This window comes from Bradyrhizobium sp. 172 (genome assembly GCF_023101065.1).
GTDB classification, from domain to species: domain Bacteria; phylum Pseudomonadota; class Alphaproteobacteria; order Rhizobiales; family Xanthobacteraceae; genus Bradyrhizobium; species Bradyrhizobium canariense_D.
In genome coordinates, this window is sequence record NZ_CP064701.1 from 4195261 (window position 1) to 4216609 (window position 21349).

The window sequence follows — 21349 nt, forward strand, 5'->3', positions numbered from 1 at the left end:
TTGGAGGCCGCAACATTTCCAAACGGTCTCGCTCAGTTCGAGTTGGTCTGCCCGCCCGGGCGCAGCTTGGTGCGCGAGTGCGTCTGCTTCGGCTGGAAGGCCAGCGCGTCGGCCGACGTCTTCGCGCCGCCGCTCTGTGAGCACGAGCCGCCGATGCCGCCGGCCGCGGCCCGGCAGGCCTCCATCGTCGGATAGCCGCAGCCATGCGCGGCCTGGGCACCATTGGTGATGCAGTAGTCTTCTGCCTGGGCAGCCGGCGCGGTCATCATGAGAAACGCAGATGCAAACAGCGTCGCAGCGGATGCGACGAACGTCTTCGAGATCGAGGTCATGTTGTCTTTTCCTGCTTCAGGGTCCCAGAAAAGAGGCCTCGGCATGCGACGCAGGCTGAGGTTCACACCTCGCATGTAGGCCAGCACCAGGAACCGGCAATCACGCTTCGGCGCATTGCAGAACTTCGCAAATCACATGTCACAGTTAGGTGAGTTACTTATGTTTATATCCGCCTTATCCGAACCTGTATCCCGGTAAGGGAGTCACTCCCGCGCCTTCGGATGTTTGGACGTCGTTACGCGAGCTACGTTTTGGGACCCGTCGCCGCCGAACTATCCTGCCGCCGCGATCTCCTGCAATGGCAGCGGCACGTCCTTCGCCACGCCCAGCACCGGAAAGCTGCGGACGTTCTTCACGTTCGGCATCGCGGCGAAATGCAGGAGCTGCTGGCGCATGCTCTCGACGCTCGGCGCCACGCATTTGAGAAGATAGTCGGTGTCTCCCGAAATCCGCCAGCACTGCTGGATGCGCGGGATCGCGGCGATCGAGCTCTCGAATGCCGCCAGCACCGGCTGGGCTTGGCTGCCGAGCTGGATCGAGACGAACGACACCACCTCGTAGCCGAGCAGCCGCTCGTCGATAACGGCGCGCACCGCCCGGATCACGCCGCGGCTGAACAGCGATTTCAGCCGCCTCACGCAGTTGGGCCCGGACACCCCGACGCGCAGCGCCAGCTCGTTATTGCGAACCCGCCCGTCCTGCTGCAACTCGGAGAGTATTTTCAGATCGACGCCGTCGAGCTGGTCACGCCCCGCCATAGCCCACCTCGTCATGGTCGCATCATGCGAGACAGCGAAGCACGGGGCGGAATGGCTGCCAAGGGCAGGACGATGGGAAGAACCGGCGTGGTTGGCCGAGCTTGTCCCGGCCAACCGCGGGCTTTTTACGTGGACGCTAAAACGTGGATGCCCGGGACAAGCCCGGGCATGACGAGAGTTTCGTTGCCCGCCCTCAATGCGTCCACGGCTCGCCGCGGCGGAACGAGAAATTGTCCGCATAGGCGACCGGGCGGCGCACCGATTCCTTTGGCTCGATCACCTGGTAGGCGATGCCCTTGCGCTCGCAATAGGCGACCGCCTCTTCCTTGCTGTGGAAGTGCAGCGTGATCTGCTGCTTCATGTCGCCGGACGAGGTCCAGCCCATCAGCGGCTCGACCGCGCGCGGCTGCTCGGGCTCGTAGTCGAGCTGCCATTCCTTGGTCTTCGACCGGCCGGATTGCATCGCGTTCTTGGCGGGCTTGAAAATGCGTGCGGTCATGGACGGTCCGGGCCTCTTGTTCGTCTTTTCGTTCGATTTCGATGCGTCACGGTAGCAGTTGGTGGAAACCGCGGGCATAGTATAGAGACACCTTTAGGGAACTGATCGGTGATTCCGGCCCCCCGGGATGGCTCGCCGATGGGTATAATCATTATGCTGCATCGTGACAATTGCGTACCCGCCTTCCGCGCCGGGGTCTCGCCCGGTGGCCCTGCTTCGTTGACATCTACCTGTCCGTCCCCTCCGAAAGCTCCCGTCGCATGTCCTTCCTGAACATCAACGCCACGCTCCCCGAGAAGGGCCGTGACCTCAGGCTCGACCTGTTTCGCGGCATTGCGAACTGGGCGATCTTCCTCGACCATATCCCCGACAACGTGGTGAACTGGATCACCACCCGCAACTACGGCTTTTCCGACGCCGCGGATTTGTTCGTCTTCATCTCCGGCTACACCGCCTCCTTCGTCTATGCGCGGATGATGCTCGAGCGCGGCTTCCTGGTCGGTGCTACGAGGCTGACCAAGCGGGTCTGGCAGCTCTACGTCGCCCACATCATCCTGTTCGTGATCTACATCGCCTCGATCAGCTATCTGGCGCTGCGCTTCGGCGATTCCGAGATGATCAACGAGTTCAACGTCGCCGGCCTGGTGGACAACGCCACCGAGACGCTGCGCCAGGGCCTGTTCCTGCGCTTCAAGCCGCTCAATCTCGACGTGCTGCCGCTCTACATCGTGCTGATGGGGCTGTTTCCGCCCGTGCTCTGGTTCATGCTGCGCAAGCCGGACCTGACGATGGCATTGTCCATCGTGCTGTGGCTGACCGCGCGCCATTTCGGCCTGAACCTGAACGCCTATCCGGCCGGACAGTGGTACTTCAACCCGTATTGCTGGCAGGTGCTGTTCGTGTTCGGCGCCTGGTGCGCCATGGGCGGCGCGCGGCGCTCGATGACGCTGATCAACGCACCGGTCACGCTGTGGCTCTGTCTTGGTTACATGCTGTTTGCGCTGGTCATGACCATGGCCGGCCGCTTCCCGACCCTCGGCGGCATGTTCCCGGAATGGCTGTTCTCGGCGTTCAACCCGAACGACAAGACCAACCTCGCGCCCTACCGCTTTATCCACTTCGTCGTGATCGTGATCCTGGTGATCCGCTTCGTTCCCAAGGACTGGCCGGGCCTGGAATGGAAAGGGTTCGACCCCATCATCGTGTGCGGCCAGCAGTCGCTCGCCGTGTTCTGCGTCGGCGTGTTCCTGTCCTTCGTCGGTCATTTCGAGCTGTCGATGAGCTCGGGCTCGCTGTTCGCGCAGATCTTCGTCAGCGTCGCCGGGATCGCGATCATGACGACGGTGGCCTATTACATCTCCTGGTCGAAGAAGCAGGACAAGCCGCTGAAGCCGCCGCCGCCCAAGACTGCGGCCGCAAAGGCCGCTTGAACGGGCAGCTCCGATCCCGCCGGACGACAGCGCCGCCGCTTCAGGCCGCCGCTTCGCTGTCGTACTCGGTAAACTTCTTGTAGATCCAGTCACGGCCGTCGTGGCGGCGCCAGACCTTGCCGTAAACGAGCTGCCCGTTGATCGAGCGGCGCGGCACGAACACGGTCCAGAGGTGCCAGATCTCGGTCCAGCTCGCCTGCGGACCGACGGTTCGGACGTTGCGATCGAGAGACATGATACAGAACTCACAGGATACGAGCGCTGCGACGAACTGTGATGTCGTGTGAGCACGAATTTCAGGCAGACCGTCGCAAGCCGAACCGATCTGATAACAGTCGCGAAGGCGCCCGCAACAACCGCTCGCTCTTAACCTAACCGATCAACCTTACCTCCTGTGAGCGCGTGGCGAGACCGGTTGAAAGCGGCCGCCGATTTTCCTAGACTGTGTGCGATTTGAGAATGAGCGCGTCGTTTTGAGGACGCGCGTTGATTTCCAGCCTGACGCGAATTTTTGAAAACGATTGATGGGCGGGGGCCACCACGATGAATTTGCAATGTGCATGTCTGCGCTTGGCGCTGCATTCGACGCCGCCTGCTCTGCCCGCGAAGACGCCGGAGCAGGAGCCGCGGAAGGTCGCCAACGACAATCAGCTGGCCTGGCCATTCCTGCCGTTTCCGTTCGGCTGGTACGCGACGAACTGATGGTTGGAAAAGCGTAACGCCGCGCAAGCGGAATATCATCGCTTGGCGGCGTCCGCTAGGCATTGGGCGCTGAAATCCCCAACACCAATATGTCTAGGACGACGCCTAAAGGTTCGACAAAGTTTTACGCATTCCGCGCCGCCCGACCCGCCCCAATGCCTTGAAATGTCGCGCGGAAAGTCGCGTTGCGCAGGGAATGAGCGCCGAGGGTTAGGAAGGCTTTGGCGGCTGCGGGCATCGGCATCGAACGCGCGCCATGCACGGCTGGAGCTGCGCTCGCCTGGCGCCTCGCCGATTGGCTATTGTTCTGAGGCGCGGGTCTGGCCCACCTCGGACTGGTCGGGGCAGCTGGATTCGAACCAACGACCTGCAGTACCCAAAACTGCCGCGCTACCAGGCTGCGCTATACCCCGAATGTCCGGCGAGCCCCGTCGATACACGCTTCCCAAAGCGCCAGCAAGCCTTCCAAAGGCGCGAGCAAGCTTCCCAAAAGACCGCCAGGACGGGGCAATAAGCCCTCCCGCCTACTTGCTGCCGAACAGCGGGTGGCCCACGCGGTCGCCGGCGCGGATGCCATATTTCTGCGCCGTGCCTGCCACCACCTCCAGAACAGCCCGCGCGGGCCCCCTGGATGAGATGATCTTTGTCGACATCGGCTCGGTATTTTCGGCGATGCGCAGAATTCGGCCGTCGGCGCGAATGAAGATCATGTCGAGCGAGACGTAGGTGTTCTTCATCCACATCGACACCTCCTGCTCGGGATTAAAGTCGAACAGCATGCCTTTGCCGTCCGCCAGTTCCTTACGGTACATCAGGCCAGTCTGCTTCTCTTCCTCCGTCGTCGCGACCTCGACCGAGAACACCTGCACGCCGTTCCTGGTGACGATCTCGAGGGGCTGGAAGCTGGCGGCGCGCACGGGTGCGCTCGCGACGGCACAGCCGGCGATGACAAGGATGGCGGCAAGCCAGCCCTTCGCAAGGGCGAAGACGGCCTTTCGATCGAAATTCATGGATGGCTCTCGAGGCGTGGGACTGGACCAGTCCTTACGTGGCGGTCACCGGAAAAGCCAGAGGCGCGCCGGCCAGCCAGCGCGCCTCTGCTCACGATCGCGGGAATGGAATTAGTGGGACGAAACCGGCGATCCCGTCTCGGGATGGATCTCGGCCGCCATCATGCCCTTGGAGCCGGGCCCGAACCGGACCAGGACATACTGGCCGGGCCGCAACTCGGTCATGCCGAAGCGGCGCAGCGTCTCCATGTGCACGAAGATGTCGGGGGTGCCCTCGCCGCAGGTCAGGAAACCGAAACCGCGCAGCCGGTTGAACCATTTGACCTGAGCCCGCTCCAGCCCGCTGGTCGCCGTCACCGTGACATGGGTGCGCGGCGGCAGCATCTGCGCCGGATGGATCGCAGTCGACTCGTCCATCGAGACCACGCGGAACGCCTGGTAGCCCTTGGCGCGCTGGATGCACTCGACGACGATGCGGGCGCCCTCGTAGGCGGTCTGGAAGCCGTCGCGCCTAAGCACGGTGACGTGCAGGAGCACGTCGGGCCAGCCATTGTCGGGAACGATGAAGCCGTAGCCTTTTGAGGCGTCGAACCATTTGATGACGCCGTGAACCTCGACGAGGTTGGCGCTGCTCTCACCAAGTCCGGTGAACGGACTGAGTGCACTGTCGCGACCGCCACCGCCGTGTTCGCCCACCGCGGGAACTCCGACCTTCTTGGACTCAAATCCGTCCGACGACCCCATAACCCCGGACCCCACACATGCCATGCAACCCGCCTGAATGGCGGCGCCGAATCACGCGTCTTTAGAGAATCTTCTCAACTCGACGCGACGCGAATCTTTCGACTCAAAAGATAACACTCCCGGTTGCGACGCATAGACAAAAAAGAGATTCGGCGGAACCTATGAACAGCTTGCACAGCCGCGAATCAAATTGCTGCCTCAATTACCGACAAAGGGCCCCAGCGTTTCGCCGATGTCGTGGCGGATCACAAGGTCGGCGATGTCGTCCTGCTCGGTTGGCTCGCGATTGACGATCACCAGGCGTGCACCTGATTCCTTCGCCATCATCGGAAAGCCCGCGGCCGGCCATACCACCAGCGAGGAACCGATCGCGATGAAGAGATCGCAGGCTTGCGACAGCGCCGTCGCGCGCTGCATCTCGTCCTCGGGCATTGTCTGGCCGAAGGAGATCGTGGCGGTCTTCACCGGCTCGTCGCACACGGTACAGTTGGGCGCGGCGCCCTCCTCGTCGAAGCGGCGCTTCACCCAATCAAGCGGATAGGCCTGCCCGCATCCAATGCAGCGCGCATACGTGGTGTTGCCGTGAAGTTCGATCACGTGATCGCTTGCGACGCCGGAGGCCTGATGCAGATTGTCGATGTTCTGGGTGACGATCGCGGGAACCTTGCCGGCGCGGTAGAGTGAGGCGAGCGCGCGATGGCCGCGGCCGGGCTTGGCCGCCGCAAAGACCTCCTTCATGGCGAAGCGCCGGCGCCAAGATTCGTCGCGCGCCTCCTGGCTGGCGACGAACTCGTCGAACGGGATCGGGCGGTTGCGCGTCCAAATTCCGCCCGGCGAGCGAAAGTCGGGGATGCCGCATTCGGTCGAGATGCCGGCGCCGGTGAACGGCACGATCCGTTTGGCTTCGGCGATCATGTCGCCAAGACGCTCGACGCCGCTGCGAAGATCCGATGCAATCAACGCCGCCTCCCGTTTTGCTTTTGTTTTACTGATTTGTTTTTGCGCTAGCTGCAACATGCGCAAGCGACAAGATTATTGACGCTGTTCTCCACCGCCACGCAAGACATGGTCGGCAATTTTTTCCGACCCTCGCTTATCACAATCCTGCAATGCCTCCTCCCCATTGACGCCCCAATCAGAAGCGCCAATGCATGTGTTGACGCGACTCAACGTGATTGCGGCGGCAGTGCTTGGGTTCAGTAGGACACATACTCACGTGCAGAGGGGATTTAACATGACCGAGGACGAACAACGCAAAATCCGCGAACGCGAAGAGATCGCCGCCCGTGTCGCCGCCTTCCGTGCCACCCAGGAAAAATTCAAGCGCGAACGTGAAGAGTATTTCGTGTCGACGCTCGACAACGCGCGCAAGGCGGAACGGCCCTCGCTCTGGCCGTAACGACACCGGATCACCGAGCATGAAAAAAGCCCGGAGCATTGCTCCGGGCTTTTCGTTTGTTCAGCCGTTACCAGTGACGGTAATAATGGTGGCGGCGGTAGTATGGTCCATCACCGTAATAAGCGTAGGGACCAGGGCCGTAGGCATAAGCGGGGCCGCCATAGTAGCCATACCGCGGGCCGTAGCCATAGCCGTAAGGATGCGACGCGGCGACGGCGCCCGCGGTGATGGCGCCGGCGGCAAGACCGAACGCGAGGCCCGGACCGATGCCGCGGCCGCGCGCCTCGGCAGGCGAAGGCGCCGCGACCGCGGTCACGCCAACGGCCGCGACGGTAGCCAGAACTGCCAGTGTCTTCCTCATCATGAATCTCCTCCTTCGTATCTCGCGCAGACAACGCCGGCGCGTTGCTATGGTTGCGCGCAAGCCTGTGGAACCGAGTTCGGAATAAATCCGGCCACGCATGGAACGGGCACGCGTTCCGCGAATTGTTTGCTCAAGTGCGGAAGCCTCCGCCGTCCGGTTGAGGCAACAGCACGAAGACCCCGTCAGCATCACCGATGCTGGCGGGGTTTTCAGTTCCACGCACAGCATTGGCAATGCGCCACAATTGCTGCCAGCGGGGAGCCGAGGAGGATAAAGTGCCGATATCCACGTTGCTGGCCCGTATCCGCAGGCTCGTTCCCAGATCCGGAGATCAGCATTACGACGAGATCGTCCGCAGTTTCGGTGTCGGTACGCTGCGCCCGCCGCCGACCCCGATGAGCGACGGCGAACTGGCGCGGGCGATTGCCGAGTTCCTTAAGGAACAGCCGTCGAGCGAGTCCGTAGGCGCCCTCGGCCGGCGGCTCGACCCCACCACCCCACTTTGAGGCGCCGGTCCGCCTTTGTCCGGGAACATGCGCTTCGCGCGCACGTTGGCGTAGCCTTCAAGGAGAAAGGAGGCCGACATGCCCGTTTGGCTCGAAATCCTGCTCAACCTGTCCGGCTATGCCGGCTTCGTGGCGCTCGCCTCACACGGCACCGCGTGCCCAAGCAATTGCGCCGACCATCAGACCTCCACCGACGACCGTTAATTCGTGTGCGGTAGCTGGCCCGCCGTACGCATCAGCCTGTCGGCTTTGACCGCGACACGCGTGTCCTCGAGCTGTGGCCGCAGCGAGACGCTGATCACCACGAAAGCCAGACAAAAGAGCGTGCCGACGATGGCGATGCGCCGGTAGGTGTGGGGGTCGCCCTGACAAAAGGACGGTTCTGAAAAAGGTGTCATGAATTCGTTCTTGGCAAAATTGCTTGTTGGCCAAAGTCGCTTGTTGGCCAAAGTCGGATCGCGTCTTCGCCAGACACCTATCGCAAGTGGCGGCAAGTGCAACGCGATTGCGCTTTTAACCTAACCGAATAGGGTTATCGGCTTCGCGGCAAGCTTCCGTTAGGAGTTCGCCAAGCCTCTTCAGAACAAGCGTCTTCAGAACTCGGCGAGCCGCTTCAGGCTCGCGCGAAAACCGAGGCTGCGATGGCCTGCGACCAGCACGGTGCCGAACACCTCGGCCGTGTCGTCGCTGAACGTCCCGGAGAAGCCGCTCGTTGCCTCCACTCCGCCGAACAGCGGCCGGGCGAAGCCATCCGCAAACGGCGTATGCTGGTTGGTGACAAGCTCGCCCTTCCAGGTCCCGTGCTCCGAAGGGCCGTTGTCCGAATTGCCGTTCCGGATCGTGTAGGCGCCGCGCGACCAGAAATACGGCCCGCCGCCGAGCAGAACGCCGTCACGCAGGATCAGCACGCCGCTGTCGCGGCCCTTCACGCCGTCGAGCATGTGGATGTGGATGGAATAAAGCCCGTTCTTCATGTTGCGTCCGCCGCTGGAGCAACGATAGCGCCGGCGACGGAGAGCGTCGAGACGGTGAAGCGAAGCTTGTGGTGATCCGTCGTCCGGCTTTGTTCCAGCTTCGCCTGCCTTTCGTTCTCGGAGAACGAATCGGAATCGCAGAAACCGGCAGGAAGCAAGTCTTAATATATTGTTCGCATGCAAACGAGCGCCGTCGCCAACGATCGCGCGCTCACATGGCGTCTTCGGACTTCGACCGCGGTGGCACCTGCGGCACCGAGGGCCTGTCGTTGCGCAAGCGCGGGTGCCGGTCGTACCAAAACACTTTTGCGATCTCGGCGAACATCTCGAGCAACAGCACGCATCCATGTCGCGTCTCCCTCGCCTCACTCGTAGCGAGGACAGGCGAACGGGACTGTGCGAAGCATCACGCCGGCTTGGTCAGGAAAGGCGTGTCCCGCATCGACACAGAAGCCACGACTTGTTCTGCATCCGACTCCATTTCGTTCGTAAGGAACGAATCAGAGTCGAAAAACCAGCGCAAAACGATCCCTAACGATCGGTGAAGGCGCGCGCGATTGCCTGTTGTCATCGAGATAGTGCGATGCTCATCACGCCGCTCGCTTCGCCGTATCCTTCGATAGAGCCTTCTCCGAAAAGCATTCGAGGATCTGGATGCGGAGTTCTTCCGCGGCCGGACCATCAAGCTTCCTGAGCTGATTCCAGAGCCTGATCACTTCGCGTTGTTTCTCGACAGTCATGGGCACCTCCAAAGAATGTCGCTGCCAAAAGAGATGCCTCACTAGAACAAAATGGGAACAACAAGTCCAGCCCCTCCCGTGAAATTCGCCGGGCACATCGCCTTGAGCCTTCCGCGCGCCGACGGTTGCTTTTTAGGTTTTCAACCTTAAGTTCGAGCCACGGCGCGGCGGCTAGGCGCTGAAATCCCTTCCCCGCCAGCCAAGAAGGCCCCGTGCGAAAGCGCGGGGTTTTTCTTTTGGGGAACGCGCCACCGCCCTCCCCGTTAGTCATTCCGGAGCGAGGGATCGTGACCAGAAAATACTACGCCGTCGAAGTGGTGCGTCAGATCGAAGAGACCGTGGAGATCATGGTCGAAGCGCCGGATCAGACCACCGCACATGATGCAGCGCTCGCGCACCTGAAGGCGCGCGGCTCCGAATATCAGTGGCTCAATCCCAAATGCGATCTCATCGTCTGGCGCGAGCGCCAGGTCGATACGCCGGCGATCATCGACGTGTCCGTATCGCCGGACTAGCGGCCGGAACGAGTTTTCCCGGCCCGCGTTGTCAGGTCGAATTCGGTGGTGCTGGCGGCATGTCGCAACGCGGCCGACCAGCTTGAAGAGCCCCGGTCCCCAAGACCGGGGCTTTTCTTTGAGGCGGCCGCACGGAGGCGACTCGATTCGAACGAGGGCCCGAACAGCAAAGCAGCCACCCGGGTGTTATGCCGGGTGGCTGCTTTGAGAACTGTCGACGCTCGCCCCTGTCCGCCTGTTAGACCAGCAAAGTCAGACCGACAAATTGTCGGTCATGCCGGGTGGGACTTCGCCTTGCTTGGTCCGCTCGGCGAGAAGCTCCTTTTCGGCCTCATACCAGAAGGTGTCCATCGTGCCTGCGGGCTCGCCAGCCTCCTTCCAGAGGTGATAGGCCCGATTTCGAATCTCTTCTTCGCTGAGACCAGTCATGTGATTTCTCCCTTTCGGAAGCAAAGCCTGACGACGCCCTAGAGTTCCTTAAGAGAGTTCCTCATTGGTTCAGCACAAGCAAGCAATCATTGCAGCGCTCCGCGAAAAGAAGCCTCCGCAACGAAAACGCGAGCCCTTAGACGGAGTCTTTGGCCACCTTCAGCGGCGAGGCCTTCACCGACTTGCTCGCCGGCTTCGCGGCGAACTGCATCGGCTCCTTGGTGAAGGGATTGACGCCCATGCGGGCTTCGGTCGCCGGCTTGTTCACCACCGACATCTTCACGAAGCCGGGAATGACGAACTCGCCGGACTCGTTGAGCTCCTTGTAGCCGACCGTCGCCATGTACTCGATGACCGACTTCACGTCGTTCTTCGACAGCTGCGTGCCCTCGGCAATTGCATCGATCAACTGAGTCTTCGTCATCTTCGCCATGTCTGAATTTCCTTCTGTGCGCGCGAGCAGGCTTTGCTCAGGACGCGGTCCGACCGCGCAACGCGCTTCTGTTTCATGCCAACTTTCATGAAGTGACGGGGCTTAGAACCCATCGACGCCCAAAACGCAAGCAGGGGTTCTGCGGAGGGCCGGACGCCCCGGCAAAGATGCCGCAGCTTCCGCCGTTTTCGCGTTGAACCATTTTCTCCCCGAGGCGTCTAACTCTTTGAAGTCCCCAAGCTTCACCCCCCATCAGAGAGCCCCGCTTCCCCCAGGCGGGGCTTTCGTCTTTGCCTGGACCCGGCCCCGCACTGCCGATCAGGCTGGCCCCCGAGGTCTGCGCCCGGCCACCCCGGTGACCGTCACAAGGCAGGTTCTCTTTTTCGGCCATCTCCTGCATAATGCGGCATGGCAAAAACAAAAGTGACCTTCAAAACCGTCCGCATTGCAGACAACGACTGGAAAATCCTGGCGGATTACCCGGACAGCGAACAGCGCGAAATCAAGGGCTTCACCAGCAAGGCAGACGCCGACGACTGGATCAATGGCGACCGCAAGATCGCGTGGCTCCGCTCCCAGGGATACGCCAAGTAAACCGCACATGAGTCACGCGCGTATCGCGTGACGCCCGTATGGGTATGAGGCGCGCTCCGTCCCTCCCGCTCCATAGGTTCTTTCCGTGCCGGCGCCTTGCCGAGCAAGCGGCAACGCCCGCGCGTCCTATCGGCTGGACGGGAGCGCCTGGTCGATAAACCTTTGGCTGGGCATGCGCCGTTGAGACTTCGGTAACCTAACGCCTCCAAGCTCCTCTTAGTATCGTTGCGTTGGAGTACCCCACAGTGCTGGATTTTAACGAGCTGCGTGAACTCGCGGCCGATGTTCGCGTGTTCGTCGACATTGCCGAAGACAAGGCCGAAGCGCTTCGCGCCGTCATCACAGCCTATGACGTGGTGCTCGCGATCTTCCCGTCGGGAGAGGGCATGGGTCTCCACGTCATCAAGGGCGGCGAGATCCTGGACAGGATTGCAAACTCACGAACCAATACGAGCTACAGCCACACAGCCATTGCGGTTCCCGACCTGGAGCACGCGGAAGTGCTCAAGCACCTGACGGGCCCGGCCGATCAGCGGCTTGCGGCTTAGAGCGTTTTCAAATTCGCGGGACGAAAACGCGTCACAACAATCTGGAGCAGTTCTGATTCAAGCAGAACCGACAACGCCTCGTTGCAGACGAGAATTTTTGCACTCCAGAACGCCTTGTTTTAGGAACACGGTTTCTGCGCTCCCGTTGGCCCACACAACCAACCAGGAGTTTGAGATGAAGAAGCTCGTCATTGCGACCGCCGCCCTCGGCCTCATGTGCGGCTCTGCCTTGGCCCAGACCCAGACCGGCCCCGCCGCGCAGTCCGACAACATGCAGAAGCCCGGCATGACCAACACGGACAAGGGCACGATGAGCAGCGGCACGACCGGCGTGAGCCATGACGGCATGAGCAAGGGCGAAATGGTGAGGCCCGACGCCTCCGGCCAGGGCGGCTCCGGCCCGGGCAGCGACCAGGGCGGTACCAAGACCCGCAGCAACAAGAAGTAAGCCGGTTTCCTGTACGGCTCGCTTCCCGGCCGCGTCGCTTCCACAAGCGGCGCGGCCATTTCATGAGAAGGGGTCTTTGGAACCTGTCGAATGCACTCCTCACAATCGTGCGCGCACCGGAACGGTCAGGTCTTGCCGCGAGTTGCCCCATCTCCAGCAAGGAGATCGTCATGAGCGTTGAAGGCAAAGTGAAGGAAGGCGCCGGATTCATCAAAGAAGAGATGAACGAACACGGCAAGTCCCCCGAGAGCCAGAAGAAGGCCCAGGAAGGTCGCGACTTGCGCAACGAAGGCCGGATCGAAGACGGCAAGCCGCCGAAGACGACGAAGCCGGGCACCGGTCACTAGATCGCGTTCGAAACCCCGTTTGGTGAAAGCCGCCCCTGGTCATGTCAGGGGCGGTTTTTCACGTTCATGACCAGCCGATACGTGCCCATGCGATCTTCCGAAGCTGTGATCCTCCGAAGGTGCAGTCCTACAAAAATAGCCGGAGGCTCGAAGCATGCAGGGCGATGGCTGGTAGAACGCTCCGGCTGTTGTATGGTCGAACGTTTCTTGTGAGGGGCTGATGAAGATTGCCATTGTTGTCGCCGGCTTGATCGTTGTTGTTGCCGCCGTTCTCGTGGCGGTACAGCCCGGCTTTCTAAAGCCTGCGTCTATGGCACTCGTGAAGAAGTCCGACATCCTCGGCTTTTCGCCAGGGATGACATTCGACGAAACCAACAAGCTCGTCACGCAACGTCGCTACCGCTGCCGTCAGATTCGCGATTCCTACGTCCTGGAGTGCGCAGTCGACGGCGCCAAGGTCACGATCTTTGCCGACGACGTTGACCCTGGGAATCCTGATCCCAAACATCGCATCTGGCGCGTCATTGCGGAGTTGAACAATCCGGGTCCCCAAGACGCTGCCGTCAAATCGATCTCCGACCAGTTCAACGCCCAGCCAACCAGGGACTCCCGGGACGGATGGATATGGACTGTCGGCCGTGGGCTCAAGCTGAGCTACGACGGCGCCGCCTTGAAGCTGGTGGACGAGGCTGAGGAAATCAGGCGTGGCAAGCAGGAAGCAAAGCGCTAGGGAGCGCGACGCCGGGTGCCCTTCAGTGACGAAACCGGTTGACGGCCAACAGCGGCAGCCATGATCCCAGCACCATGCAGATCGCAATGGCTGCGACTAGGACGTATTTCAGGGGATGTTGCGAGGACGCGAGCGAACCTTCGAGGTGAAGGTATGGCAGCATCGCCTCCACGGCCATCCCGATCAGGGCAACCGCAACCAGCCCGCCAACCGCCGAAGCGAACAGGTTGACGATCCATCCGATCGCGCCGCGCTCGTTCGACCAAGCCTCGTAGATCGCGACAGCCAGCATCACGAGCACAAAGACCAGCATGAAGCTCATCGAGCCGCCGACGCTCGCCTTCGACCCGAAGATTTCCACCAGCAGCATGGCCGCCACCGCGAGCAGTGTGATCGCCTTCACGACTTTCCTCTTTGGTGTCTCAGCACATAGGCCGCGAAGCCAATTCCGATGCCGAGCAGGCTTTGCAGCATGGCGGTTGGTCGCGCCGGGCTTCGCCGGGGTTCAACAAATTGCACTCGGAGAACTGCAGGACCGCCGCGCAGTGACGACCGAAGGCCGGGGACCGATCTATGCAGCTTGCCTATTGGAAAGCCGCTCGAACGCCGTGATGGCCCGGTTGGCCAGCATGAGGCGTCTGTGCTCGCCCTTGCGGACCATCTCTTCGACGGCGGCCGAGAGAAAGCGGCTGGTGAACGGCGCGTCGCTGACTTGTCCGGTGCGCTCCAGATAATCCCAGGCGATCTGCACGGAATGTTCGATGAGATGGGACAGGTTCTCGCTCATGCAGAACCTACGCTTGGCGGGAGCGCTTGTTCCGCGCTGGCCAGTAGGTCGGTTCTTCATGGCAGATCTCGAGACGTTCAATTTCCGCACGTTTTCGACTGACGAACAAATGAGGAACGACAAGCGCGCGCCGACGTTAGGTGGAAAAGGAGAGATCGCGATGGCTGACAAGACAGCTGACAACACCGGGGACAACACACAAAAGGATCCGAAGGATTGGGTTTTCGGCGACGACCCGATGACCGGCGCCCAGGAATCCTACCTCAAGACCCTCGCCGAGCAGGCGCACAAGCCCCTCCCCAAGAAGGATCTGACCAAGGCAGAGGCGTCAGAGCTGATCGACACGATGCGGCAAAAGGCCGGGCTCGAGAAGTAGACAGCGGGCATGTACGCCCCGCCCCTGCGAGACGGAAGAACATGACTCACCGATGATCAGAAGTGTCGCGGGAAGGTTGCAGGCGTTCGGCCAACGCTGCATTCACAAACGTTGAGCGCGCTGCATTTCGTCGGGCACAGACAGCGTCGATTGAGCGCACGAGCAATGTCGATTCCACAACTTCAATGCCGGGATCGCGGCCTGTCGCTTTGCGAGCCGGGCACTCATCCTGCTTTGCCTTGCTTCACGTCATGTACGATGTCACCGATGGTGCTTCCCACGACAATCGCGGCAACAACAGGCCAACCGGCGGCTACCATAAGGATGGCCCCGTAGCGCATGTCTTCGCCGGGCCGTTTGTAACTGTCTCGGCCCGAGAACAGGAGCACCGCGATCAGGCAGCCAACTGCGTATCGTCTAAACCATTTCACGACGAGAGACCTTCGTTTACGGGCATTCGTCGCCTCGAACTCCGTCGTGGTTCATGATGTCGGCCGTCCGGCCGCTCGCCGGCAGGCGAAATTTCAGACGATCATGCAAGGCGCGTCAGGCGCCTTGCATGACCTGCTGCCGCTCATTTTCTTGAGCGCGCTGAGCATCGGCTCCGCGCCGAGCTCAGTTCTGTCACTTCGGCAGATCGCGGATTGCCAGCTTGATGACTGTAAGGACAACGAAAGCGGGCGCCCCGTAAACGATGGCGTTCACGGCCCAAGTGATGGCGACGCCCAAGAAAACGGAACTGCCGACAGCTCCCCAGAAAAGGTAAGCTGCGGATATACCCGGCATCTCCCATGCCATCACAGGGGTGGAGTAGTCGGTTAGCTGCTCCATGACGAGCAGCACCGTCGAGACGAGGGCCCCGATTGCCAGTGCGACGGTGAGAACGGATTTCATTGTCTTCAAAGGCCCAACAGCGCCATCACGATCGGAATCATAAAAAAGGCTGCCAGGCCGAGGAGGCCTCCTACGGCAATCTTCACCCAACGCCGTTGAATTTTCGGCTCGAGCCATGTCGCCAGTTTGACCCAGAGCGCATACGCCCATCCGGCAACAATCGAGCGGATAAGTGCAAACAGAAGCTCGCCTAGAATATTGGCCATAGCGGTTAGTCGCGTGAGTTCCGCGGGGAGTTCATCTGCCAACGGCTAAACAACCCCGTGTCCCCCGTGAGTGAGGTGGCCCAGTTCTGCGATTTGCGTCACGTTCTGAGGACCCGGTTAGCGCTGAGGGGCTTCGTGAAGGGCTCGTTTTCTAGCGCTTGAGCAATGCCATCGCCATTCACGGCGCGCTCGGCGCGGCATCGTGACTGCTGACATCAGGGTGGCAGCAGCGGTGTGCGACGAGCCCCGCGATGCCGCTCAAATCTGCGGTCAACCAAAGGACATGCCATGAAGTTCGCCTCCACTCGCCTGATCGCTACTGACATCAAAATCATGGTTTCGTTCTACGAAATGGTGACCGGATGTTCCGCCGAATGGCTCGCGCCGGTGTTCGCCAAGATCGTGACGCCGGGCGCCAACCTCGCAATCGGCGCAGCCGAGACGGTCACGCTCTGGAAAGAAAACAGTGCCGAGCCCGGCGCGAACCGCACCGCCGTGATCGAGTTTCAGGTTGAAGACATCGATGCGGATTATCAGCGCCTGAAAGACAAGGTTACGCTGGTGCACGAGTTGAAAACGATGCCATGGGGCAACAGGACGTTCCAGTTTCGCGACCCCGAAGGCACGGCGGTATCGCTCTTCATGCCGCCGATCGAGCAGGCCGGACACCGCCTCGCGGCGCAATAGGTCGCGGCAGCAGACCGCCCCGCACACACAGCCAATGGCGCGTGTGCGGCACTGGATTTTCGGTGAGAGTGCATTGAAATTTCGCCGGCTGATTTACTTCATCAGCCGGCTTCACCCTCATGCACATGTGCACCCGCCCCCTGCCCCTCCCCGGATTTTCCTGCTATCTCCTACTCCCTTCGGCTCGGCCGAACCAAAAACCCTCCATCCACCCAGGGAGCAACAACCATGCGATACCTCCACACCATGCTGCGCGTGCGCAATCTCGATGTCGCGCTGAAGTTTTACCAGGATGCGCTGGGGCTGAAGGAGGTTCGGCGGATCGAGAACGACAAGGGGCGTTTCACGCTGGTGTTCCTGTGCTCGTCGGACGATCTCGAGGCGCTGAAGAAGCAGCCGCAGACGCGCGGCGCGCCGCTGGTCGAGCTCACCTGGAATTGGGACGAGGAAAAATACGGCGAGGATCGCTTCTTCGGCCATCTCGCCTATGAAGTCGACGACATCTACGCGACCTGCGAGAAGCTGATGAAGGCCGACGTCACCATCAACCGTCCGCCGCGCGACGGCAACATGGCCTTCGTCCGCTCGCCGGATTTGCACTCGATCGAGCTGTTGCAGAAGGGCGATCCGAAGCCGCCGCAGGAGCCGTGGTCGTCGATGCCCAACATCGGCCATTGGTAGGCCTTTTTGCCGGAACCAGCCCCTCTCCTAAGCGTTCTCTCTTCGACAATGCAATTGGAGGAGGACGCGATGGGACGCGGAATTTTGTTGTGGATGCTGGGCGTGCCGATCCCGGTGATCATCTTGCTGTGGCTGTTCTTCGGCCGCTGATCGCCTGACCAGGCTTTGCCTTGCAATGAAAGCTCCGCCTCGGGCGGAGCTTTTTGCATGCGAGGATCGGCGCAATCGCGCGTCGCCCGCCGCAGTGGATTCCGCTATCACCTGCGCCGAAAGAAACGCCTGGGGAGGATGACGTGCCGGACCAAAAGCTGACGATCTGGGGCCGCGCCAATTCGGTCAACGTGCAGAAGGTGCTGTGGTGCCTCGCCGAGCTCGGCCTGGCTTACGAGCGCATCGACGCCGGCATGGCGTTCGGCAAGACCCGCGAGGCCGACTATCTCGCGATGAACCCCAATGCGCGGATCCCGACGCTGGTTGAGGGCGACTTCACGCTGTGGGAATCCAATTCGATCATGCGCTATTTCTGCCTCGCGCATGGGCGCGGCACGCCGATCTATCCCGAGGCGCCGAGGCTGCGCGCCAGCGTCGACCGCTGGCTCGACTGGACGCTGTCGATGGTGCAGCCGGTCGACCGCCCGGTGTTCTGGGGCATCGTGCGCACGCCGCCCGCCGAGCGCGAGATGATCCAGGTGCAAAAGGATGCCGATGCCGCCGCCGAGGTCTGGGCCATCGCGGACCGCCTGCTCTCCACGCGTCCGTTCATGGACGGCGATGCGTTCACGCTCGCCGACATCGCGGTTGGCGCCTATGCGCGGCGCTGGCTCGGCGTCGAGGGCATCACCCGGCCCGCGCAGCCGCATCTGACGCGCTGGCTCGCCGAACTCGGCAAACGGCCCGGTTTTGCGCAATTTGTGGCACCGCCGATGTCGTGAGCGGTGGCGCGGCTTAAAGTCCGTTACGAGCACGATGAATCGGCATTTTGCCGCGCGGCGCCGGGAGATGGCGGCTACTGTGCATGGGGTTGTTTTCGCTTTTTTTGTTTAGGGCCAGCCGCGCTCGAACAGCAGCACGCAGAAAATCAGCACGAGCGTGACCGCCGCGGTGCCCAGCCGCGCAGTCCAGCTCAGGCCGCGGCCGACCCACCACAGCAGCGCGCAATACATCACGAACGGGACGATGATCTCGGGCCGCATGATGTCCGGCGGCATGGGGGCTCAGCGCCTGACCGTGGTCTCGACGCTGATCGAGCCGCCGATCTTGACGCAGGTGCCGGTGCTCTCGACCAGATGGAAGCCGCGGCCATAGGCGGCGCAGGAGCCCGCTTTCGCGGTCCCGCCGGCACCGTTCAGCGGCAAGGCCTTGCCGGCCTGTGGGCGCTCCGGAGGCGGCAGACGCAAGGCTTCCGCCGCGGCCGCGGCCGTCGTCAGCAACGAGATCAGGATGAGGAGCGGCGCACGCATGCAGGCCGTTCTAGCCCGGACCGGCGTCGCGCGCCATCGGGGTCGCTTTGCCCGGGGATCAGATGAACTTGATGCCGGCCGATTTGCCGCGGCGCCACACCACCTGGCAGCTCCGCCCGGTCCGCGCATCGCGCGCGAACGCCATCCGGATCACGCCCGGGAGCTGGCTCGCATCCTCGTCCAGCGTGATCTTGGCGCCCGTGGCGGAGATGTCCTGGACCAGGCATTGCCGCGCTGCGAATCCGCCGTCGAGCGTGATCCAGGCATGCTGCGACAGCGACTTGCGGGCTGCGCGCTTCTTGGGCGGTGGCATCGGCTTAAATTCTCCCAGTCCAGCGCTAGCTCAGGGAACCTAAGAAACCGTTGAATTCGGCCGACCGATCCTTGGGTGGGATGCTATCCACCGGTGCCAAAAGACCGTTCCCGAACGGCTTGCCCAGGGCGCCAAAGGCCATTATAGGTTCGCCCGCTGCAGCCGCCGGGCATGACTCGGGCGGCCAGCGGCCGTGCCGCGAAAAGCGGCGGGGCCCTGGGTTTGCTCCCTTCGTCTATCGGTTAGGACGCCACCCTTTCACGGTGGAGAGAGCGGTTCGATTCCGCTAGGGAGCGCCATCATCCGCCGTTGGATGACAGGGCGAAATCTGCCGCCCCGCATGAACCTCCCCGCCCCTCGCCTCCGACCAAGGTCCAGATGGAACTGGATGCAGGCCGATGGCGCAGCACAAATCTCCCTCGGACGACCAGGCCGGGATTGCCTCGCCGACGCCTCCGCCATGGATCCACCGCACGGCAGCCTACGTGCCGGAGCGGCGCGCCAGAATGCTGGAGCACATGGCGCGCGCCAGATCGCGGCCTCGGGCAACGACTGCGTCGGAGCCGTCGCATACGGCAGGCACGACCATTCTCGCTGACGCCTGCGGCTACGCCGTCCTGTTCGGCATCATCGCGCTGCTGTTTCAGTCGCGCGTTCCTCTCTACCTCGGCGCGTTTCTCTTCTTCACCGATGGCGAGCGCATCGAACTCGCTCTTGCAAAGATCGGCATCCGTCTCGAGCTTGGTACGATCGGGCCCGACATCATCAAGGGCTTCGTATCCCTGTTCGGATGGTTCGCGCTGCTGGCATCGCTGAAAGCGTCCGTCCCCGCCTGGCTCGCGACATGGATGCTTCCAGACACATCGTGGTCCTTGCTCGCCGGAATCGCTCTTTTGTTCGCCATCGTCGAAGCATTCGCAACGCGCGCGATGCAGCATGCATTGCCGTGGTTCGGATTTGAGAGGCGACCGAGCGGCCTGGCCTGCGCGACGATCAAGCTCGCTATGGCCCTTGGCGTGCTGGCTCTGCTGGTGCTGCTCGGATGACGCGATCGTGAGGTCACGGGCCTGACAATCGCGGCGCTATGCCGCCCGCCCCGATCTGCGCATTTACCGGAAATTTACCCCTGCTCGTGAGCGCCGGTATCATTTGCTTAGAATTTGATTGCTATCGTGGAATTACGGAAAACCTCCGAAACACGATTGGCGCCCATGTCCGTCGCAGAGTTCCTCAGACAGCGTGCCGTGCATGTCACCGTGAGTGGCAGCTACTCGCTGCCGCGTTGGTACGATTGCGAGGGCAAGCTCCGTACCTTCGCCTGCCGCACCAGCCGCGTTTCACCGTTCCGCATGATGGTCGACGTTCCCGTAGTCGGAAAGGTCGGCGAGCGCGTGACCTCCTACTTCCAGGATTTTGGCGAATTCCAATGCACCATCAGCGCGACGCTGAAATCGGGCTTCCTGATGGAGCTCGACATGACGCGGGCCCGGCGCGCCTGGATGTCGGAAAAGCTGACCTGGCTCGAGAAGAAGCAAAAGGACGCCAGCGTCCAGGAGCTGCGGAATGACGCGCGCTTCGTTCCGCAGGTCGCGCACACCTTCCTGACGCTCGCCGACGGCAGCACCCATGCCTGCTTCATCATCGACGTCTCCACGGCCGGTGTCGCGATATCCTGCGAATACGATCCGCCAGTGGGAACCCCGCTTGCGGTCGGCGCTTGCGTCGGGCGCGTGATCCGCAAATTCGAAAACGGCTTTGCTGTCAAATTCGCCGAAAAGCAGTCGCGGGACGACGTCGTCCGGCTGATCGTCCGCACGGCCATGCTGCAATCGGCCTGATCCTCCGGCCGCGCTGCCCTATCGCAGCCCTATTTCGAGATAAGCTTTTGAAGGTCCGCGCCTCGTTCCGGACGTCATTTGCAGACTTGCGATCGGGGGACCGAATGGCAGTCGAGAAAATTACAGTCGATAAGGTCAGAGTCGACAAGATCACCTGGGACAGGGTCGGCCGGGTCACCGAGCCCGGACGCTACATGTACACGTTCGGCTGGCTCACCATCACCGCCGACGATCTCGATATCTGGAAGCAATACCCGCAGGCCGCGTTCACGCTGATGGCGCAGCATTCCGAGCCGGACGCGTCCACCGGCGAGGAGTTCCATCTCGGCGCCTTCGACGTCGCGCCCGACGCGCCGCCGCCGCTCACCACGCATTGAGACAGTCAAAGCGGGCTACGATCGGCAGCCAGCCGCCGCGGCAGGGCGCGTGGCGGGAACGCGTGGCACGCCCGTTGCTTTATCATTGCCATGACTCACATCCCCGCCTTCGATCAGGCCTTTCTGCTGTTGCTCATCGTGCTCTGCCTTGGTACGTGCCTTATCCGCGCCTTCTGGGAGGTGGAGCAACTCCGGGGCCGCCGCACCGCGTCCCCATCCCGCGCGAT

39 protein-coding genes and 2 tRNA genes are annotated in these 21349 nt (G+C 61.9%); 19 read left to right on the forward strand and 22 right to left on the reverse strand.

Annotated features, from left to right (window positions below; translation table 11 throughout):
• Nucleotides 1-32 precede the first annotated feature (32 nt).
• From IVB07_RS20200 to IVB07_RS20210, 3 genes are all read right to left on the reverse strand, one after another.
• Nucleotides 33-332, reverse strand: a complete 300-nt coding sequence (locus IVB07_RS20200; protein WP_018457763.1) for a DUF3551 domain-containing protein — start codon at nt 330-332, stop codon at nt 33-35.
• A 273-nt stretch (nt 333-605) separates the two neighbouring features.
• Nucleotides 606-1091, reverse strand: a complete 486-nt coding sequence (locus IVB07_RS20205; RefSeq protein WP_007591345.1) for an Lrp/AsnC family transcriptional regulator — start codon at nt 1089-1091, stop codon at nt 606-608.
• Between the two features lie 193 nt (nt 1092-1284).
• Nucleotides 1285-1590 carry an ETC complex I subunit gene (locus tag IVB07_RS20210; protein ID WP_007591346.1) on the reverse strand — a complete coding sequence of 102 codons (306 nt, stop codon included), beginning with the start codon at nt 1588-1590 and terminating at the stop codon, nt 1285-1287.
• Nucleotides 1591-1850: 260 nt separating this feature from the next.
• Between IVB07_RS20210 and IVB07_RS20215 the strand changes: the two genes are divergently transcribed.
• Entirely contained in the window at nt 1851-3020 is a 1170-nt protein-coding gene (locus IVB07_RS20215) for an OpgC domain-containing protein (RefSeq protein WP_018457761.1), read from the forward strand.
• A 40-nt stretch (nt 3021-3060) separates the two neighbouring features.
• On the opposite strand, the gene IVB07_RS20220 is transcribed toward IVB07_RS20215, so the two are convergent.
• Nucleotides 3061-3255, reverse strand: coding sequence for a hypothetical protein (locus IVB07_RS20220; protein ID WP_018457760.1), 195 nt, complete (start codon nt 3253-3255; stop codon nt 3061-3063).
• Between the two features lie 335 nt (nt 3256-3590).
• On the opposite strand from IVB07_RS20220, the gene IVB07_RS40420 reads away from it, so the two are divergent.
• Nucleotides 3591-3722 carry a hypothetical protein gene (locus IVB07_RS40420; protein ID WP_256374433.1) on the forward strand — a complete coding sequence of 44 codons (132 nt, stop codon included), beginning with the start codon at nt 3591-3593 and terminating at the stop codon, nt 3720-3722.
• Between the two features lie 336 nt (nt 3723-4058).
• Here IVB07_RS40420 and IVB07_RS20225 read toward each other — a convergent pair.
• From IVB07_RS20225 to IVB07_RS20240, 4 genes are all read right to left on the reverse strand, one after another.
• Nucleotides 4059-4135, reverse strand: a tRNA-Pro gene (locus IVB07_RS20225).
• A gap of 111 nt (nt 4136-4246) precedes the next feature.
• Nucleotides 4247-4732 (reverse strand): DUF192 domain-containing protein, encoded by a 486-nt coding sequence (locus IVB07_RS20230; RefSeq protein WP_018457758.1) that lies wholly within the window; start codon nt 4730-4732, stop codon nt 4247-4249.
• Nucleotides 4733-4843: 111 nt separating this feature from the next.
• Nucleotides 4844-5476: a cold-shock protein gene (locus tag IVB07_RS20235; RefSeq protein WP_018457757.1), complete on the reverse strand. Its 633-nt coding sequence runs from the start codon at nt 5474-5476 to the stop codon at nt 4844-4846.
• Between the two features lie 198 nt (nt 5477-5674).
• The gene (locus tag IVB07_RS20240; protein ID WP_247362880.1) at nt 5675-6436 is read right to left on the reverse strand and encodes an NAD-dependent protein deacetylase; all 762 of its coding nucleotides are present in this window, start codon (nt 6434-6436) and stop codon (nt 5675-5677) included.
• A gap of 274 nt (nt 6437-6710) precedes the next feature.
• Here IVB07_RS20240 and IVB07_RS20245 point away from each other — a divergent pair, with 274 nt between their 5' ends.
• Nucleotides 6711-6875, forward strand: coding sequence for a hypothetical protein (locus tag IVB07_RS20245; RefSeq protein ID WP_018457755.1), 165 nt, complete (start codon nt 6711-6713; stop codon nt 6873-6875).
• A 67-nt stretch (nt 6876-6942) separates the two neighbouring features.
• Here IVB07_RS20245 and IVB07_RS20250 read toward each other — a convergent pair whose 3' ends face one another.
• Nucleotides 6943-7236 carry a hypothetical protein gene (locus tag IVB07_RS20250; RefSeq protein WP_026233439.1) on the reverse strand — a complete coding sequence of 98 codons (294 nt, stop codon included), beginning with the start codon at nt 7234-7236 and terminating at the stop codon, nt 6943-6945.
• A gap of 278 nt (nt 7237-7514) precedes the next feature.
• Here IVB07_RS20250 and IVB07_RS20255 point away from each other — a divergent pair, with 278 nt between their 5' ends.
• The gene (locus tag IVB07_RS20255; protein WP_026233438.1) at nt 7515-7745 is read left to right on the forward strand and encodes a hypothetical protein; all 231 of its coding nucleotides are present in this window, start codon (nt 7515-7517) and stop codon (nt 7743-7745) included.
• A gap of 78 nt (nt 7746-7823) precedes the next feature.
• Nucleotides 7824-7949: a hypothetical protein gene (locus IVB07_RS40425; RefSeq protein ID WP_256464728.1), complete on the forward strand. Its 126-nt coding sequence runs from the start codon at nt 7824-7826 to the stop codon at nt 7947-7949.
• Here IVB07_RS40425 and IVB07_RS20260 read toward each other — a convergent pair.
• The 4 genes from IVB07_RS20260 to IVB07_RS20270 all read right to left on the reverse strand — a co-directional run bounded on the left by IVB07_RS20260 (nt 7946) and on the right by IVB07_RS20270 (nt 9459).
• Nucleotides 7946-8143 (reverse strand): hypothetical protein, encoded by a 198-nt coding sequence (locus IVB07_RS20260; RefSeq protein WP_026232719.1) that lies wholly within the window; start codon nt 8141-8143, stop codon nt 7946-7948. The genes IVB07_RS40425 and IVB07_RS20260 overlap by 4 nt on opposite strands.
• Nucleotides 8144-8338: 195 nt before the next feature.
• Nucleotides 8339-8719: a hypothetical protein gene (locus IVB07_RS20265; RefSeq protein WP_018454367.1), complete on the reverse strand. Its 381-nt coding sequence runs from the start codon at nt 8717-8719 to the stop codon at nt 8339-8341.
• Nucleotides 8720-8930: 211 nt separating this feature from the next.
• A complete protein-coding gene (locus tag IVB07_RS40430; protein ID WP_256374376.1) occupies nt 8931-9053 on the reverse strand; it encodes a hypothetical protein in 123 nt (40 codons plus the stop codon).
• 256 nt (nt 9054-9309) lie between these two features.
• Nucleotides 9310-9459 carry a hypothetical protein gene (locus tag IVB07_RS20270; RefSeq protein WP_018454370.1) on the reverse strand — a complete coding sequence of 50 codons (150 nt, stop codon included), beginning with the start codon at nt 9457-9459 and terminating at the stop codon, nt 9310-9312.
• A gap of 287 nt (nt 9460-9746) precedes the next feature.
• Between IVB07_RS20270 and IVB07_RS20275 the strand changes: the two genes are divergently transcribed.
• Nucleotides 9747-9974 (forward strand): hypothetical protein, encoded by a 228-nt coding sequence (locus IVB07_RS20275; protein WP_247766631.1) that lies wholly within the window; start codon nt 9747-9749, stop codon nt 9972-9974.
• A gap of 252 nt (nt 9975-10226) precedes the next feature.
• Here the strand turns inward: IVB07_RS20275 and IVB07_RS20280 are convergent, their stop codons facing one another.
• Both IVB07_RS20280 and IVB07_RS20285 read right to left on the reverse strand, forming a co-directional pair.
• Nucleotides 10227-10403 carry a DUF2934 domain-containing protein gene (locus IVB07_RS20280; protein WP_018454372.1) on the reverse strand — a complete coding sequence of 59 codons (177 nt, stop codon included), beginning with the start codon at nt 10401-10403 and terminating at the stop codon, nt 10227-10229.
• Nucleotides 10404-10539: 136 nt separating this feature from the next.
• On the reverse strand, nt 10540-10836 hold the full coding sequence (locus IVB07_RS20285; RefSeq protein WP_007591377.1) for an HU family DNA-binding protein: 297 nt from the start codon (nt 10834-10836) through the stop codon (nt 10540-10542).
• 408 nt (nt 10837-11244) lie between these two features.
• Here IVB07_RS20285 and IVB07_RS20290 point away from each other — a divergent pair, with 408 nt between their 5' ends.
• The 5 genes from IVB07_RS20290 (at nt 11245) to IVB07_RS20310 (ending at nt 13503) form a co-directional block, all read left to right on the forward strand.
• Nucleotides 11245-11430, forward strand: a complete 186-nt coding sequence (locus tag IVB07_RS20290; RefSeq protein ID WP_007591378.1) for a hypothetical protein — start codon at nt 11245-11247, stop codon at nt 11428-11430.
• 245 nt (nt 11431-11675) lie between these two features.
• A complete protein-coding gene (locus tag IVB07_RS20295; protein WP_018454373.1) occupies nt 11676-11978 on the forward strand; it encodes a hypothetical protein in 303 nt (100 codons plus the stop codon).
• A gap of 175 nt (nt 11979-12153) precedes the next feature.
• The gene (locus IVB07_RS20300) at nt 12154-12426 is read left to right on the forward strand and encodes a hypothetical protein (RefSeq protein WP_247338023.1); all 273 of its coding nucleotides are present in this window, start codon (nt 12154-12156) and stop codon (nt 12424-12426) included.
• A gap of 170 nt (nt 12427-12596) precedes the next feature.
• Nucleotides 12597-12773 carry a hypothetical protein gene (locus tag IVB07_RS20305; protein ID WP_007610124.1) on the forward strand — a complete coding sequence of 59 codons (177 nt, stop codon included), beginning with the start codon at nt 12597-12599 and terminating at the stop codon, nt 12771-12773.
• 220 nt (nt 12774-12993) lie between these two features.
• The gene (locus IVB07_RS20310) at nt 12994-13503 is read left to right on the forward strand and encodes a hypothetical protein (protein ID WP_018454375.1); all 510 of its coding nucleotides are present in this window, start codon (nt 12994-12996) and stop codon (nt 13501-13503) included.
• Between the two features lie 22 nt (nt 13504-13525).
• Here the strand turns inward: IVB07_RS20310 and IVB07_RS20315 are convergent, their stop codons facing one another.
• Nucleotides 13526-13906 carry a hypothetical protein gene (locus IVB07_RS20315; protein WP_018454376.1) on the reverse strand — a complete coding sequence of 127 codons (381 nt, stop codon included), beginning with the start codon at nt 13904-13906 and terminating at the stop codon, nt 13526-13528.
• 168 nt (nt 13907-14074) lie between these two features.
• Nucleotides 14075-14290, reverse strand: a complete 216-nt coding sequence (locus IVB07_RS20320) for a hypothetical protein (protein ID WP_018454377.1) — start codon at nt 14288-14290, stop codon at nt 14075-14077.
• Nucleotides 14291-14450: 160 nt separating this feature from the next.
• Between IVB07_RS20320 and IVB07_RS20325 the strand changes: the two genes are divergently transcribed.
• Complete coding sequence (locus IVB07_RS20325; RefSeq protein WP_247364700.1) at nt 14451-14666, forward strand: DUF3072 domain-containing protein; 216 nt, start codon at nt 14451-14453, stop codon at nt 14664-14666.
• Nucleotides 14667-15290: 624 nt separating this feature from the next.
• On the opposite strand, the gene IVB07_RS20330 is transcribed toward IVB07_RS20325, so the two are convergent.
• A complete protein-coding gene (locus IVB07_RS20330; RefSeq protein WP_018454380.1) occupies nt 15291-15560 on the reverse strand; it encodes a hypothetical protein in 270 nt (89 codons plus the stop codon).
• Between the two features lie 5 nt (nt 15561-15565).
• A complete protein-coding gene (locus IVB07_RS20335; RefSeq protein WP_018454381.1) occupies nt 15566-15766 on the reverse strand; it encodes a hypothetical protein in 201 nt (66 codons plus the stop codon).
• A gap of 288 nt (nt 15767-16054) precedes the next feature.
• Here IVB07_RS20335 and IVB07_RS20340 point away from each other — a divergent pair, with 288 nt between their 5' ends.
• From IVB07_RS20340 to IVB07_RS20350, 3 genes are all read left to right on the forward strand, one after another.
• Complete coding sequence (locus tag IVB07_RS20340; RefSeq protein ID WP_018454382.1) at nt 16055-16453, forward strand: VOC family protein; 399 nt, start codon at nt 16055-16057, stop codon at nt 16451-16453.
• Between the two features lie 228 nt (nt 16454-16681).
• Nucleotides 16682-17134, forward strand: a complete 453-nt coding sequence (locus tag IVB07_RS20345) for a VOC family protein (RefSeq protein WP_247338024.1) — start codon at nt 16682-16684, stop codon at nt 17132-17134.
• A gap of 293 nt (nt 17135-17427) precedes the next feature.
• The gene (locus IVB07_RS20350) at nt 17428-18066 is read left to right on the forward strand and encodes a glutathione S-transferase (protein WP_247338025.1); all 639 of its coding nucleotides are present in this window, start codon (nt 17428-17430) and stop codon (nt 18064-18066) included.
• Between the two features lie 108 nt (nt 18067-18174).
• On the opposite strand, the gene IVB07_RS20355 is transcribed toward IVB07_RS20350, so the two are convergent.
• From IVB07_RS20355 to IVB07_RS20365, 3 genes are read right to left on the reverse strand one after another with little or no spacing between them, the layout of a single operon-like run.
• Complete coding sequence (locus IVB07_RS20355) at nt 18175-18342, reverse strand: hypothetical protein (protein WP_018454385.1); 168 nt, start codon at nt 18340-18342, stop codon at nt 18175-18177.
• A gap of 6 nt (nt 18343-18348) precedes the next feature.
• Nucleotides 18349-18594 (reverse strand): hypothetical protein, encoded by a 246-nt coding sequence (locus IVB07_RS20360; protein ID WP_247766632.1) that lies wholly within the window; start codon nt 18592-18594, stop codon nt 18349-18351.
• A 58-nt stretch (nt 18595-18652) separates the two neighbouring features.
• Nucleotides 18653-18907: a PilZ domain-containing protein gene (locus IVB07_RS20365; protein ID WP_007591415.1), complete on the reverse strand. Its 255-nt coding sequence runs from the start codon at nt 18905-18907 to the stop codon at nt 18653-18655.
• 224 nt (nt 18908-19131) lie between these two features.
• Here IVB07_RS20365 and IVB07_RS20370 point away from each other — a divergent pair.
• The 4 genes from IVB07_RS20370 (at nt 19132) to IVB07_RS20385 (ending at nt 21122) form a co-directional block, all read left to right on the forward strand.
• Nucleotides 19132-19206: transfer RNA gene (locus IVB07_RS20370), tRNA-Glu, on the forward strand.
• A gap of 99 nt (nt 19207-19305) precedes the next feature.
• The gene (locus IVB07_RS20375; protein WP_018454387.1) at nt 19306-19953 is read left to right on the forward strand and encodes a hypothetical protein; all 648 of its coding nucleotides are present in this window, start codon (nt 19306-19308) and stop codon (nt 19951-19953) included.
• Nucleotides 19954-20118: 165 nt separating this feature from the next.
• Nucleotides 20119-20745, forward strand: coding sequence for a pilus assembly protein PilZ (locus IVB07_RS20380; protein ID WP_018454388.1), 627 nt, complete (start codon nt 20119-20121; stop codon nt 20743-20745).
• A gap of 104 nt (nt 20746-20849) precedes the next feature.
• Complete coding sequence (locus tag IVB07_RS20385) at nt 20850-21122, forward strand: hypothetical protein (protein WP_018454389.1); 273 nt, start codon at nt 20850-20852, stop codon at nt 21120-21122.
• Nucleotides 21123-21349 lie beyond the last annotated feature (227 nt).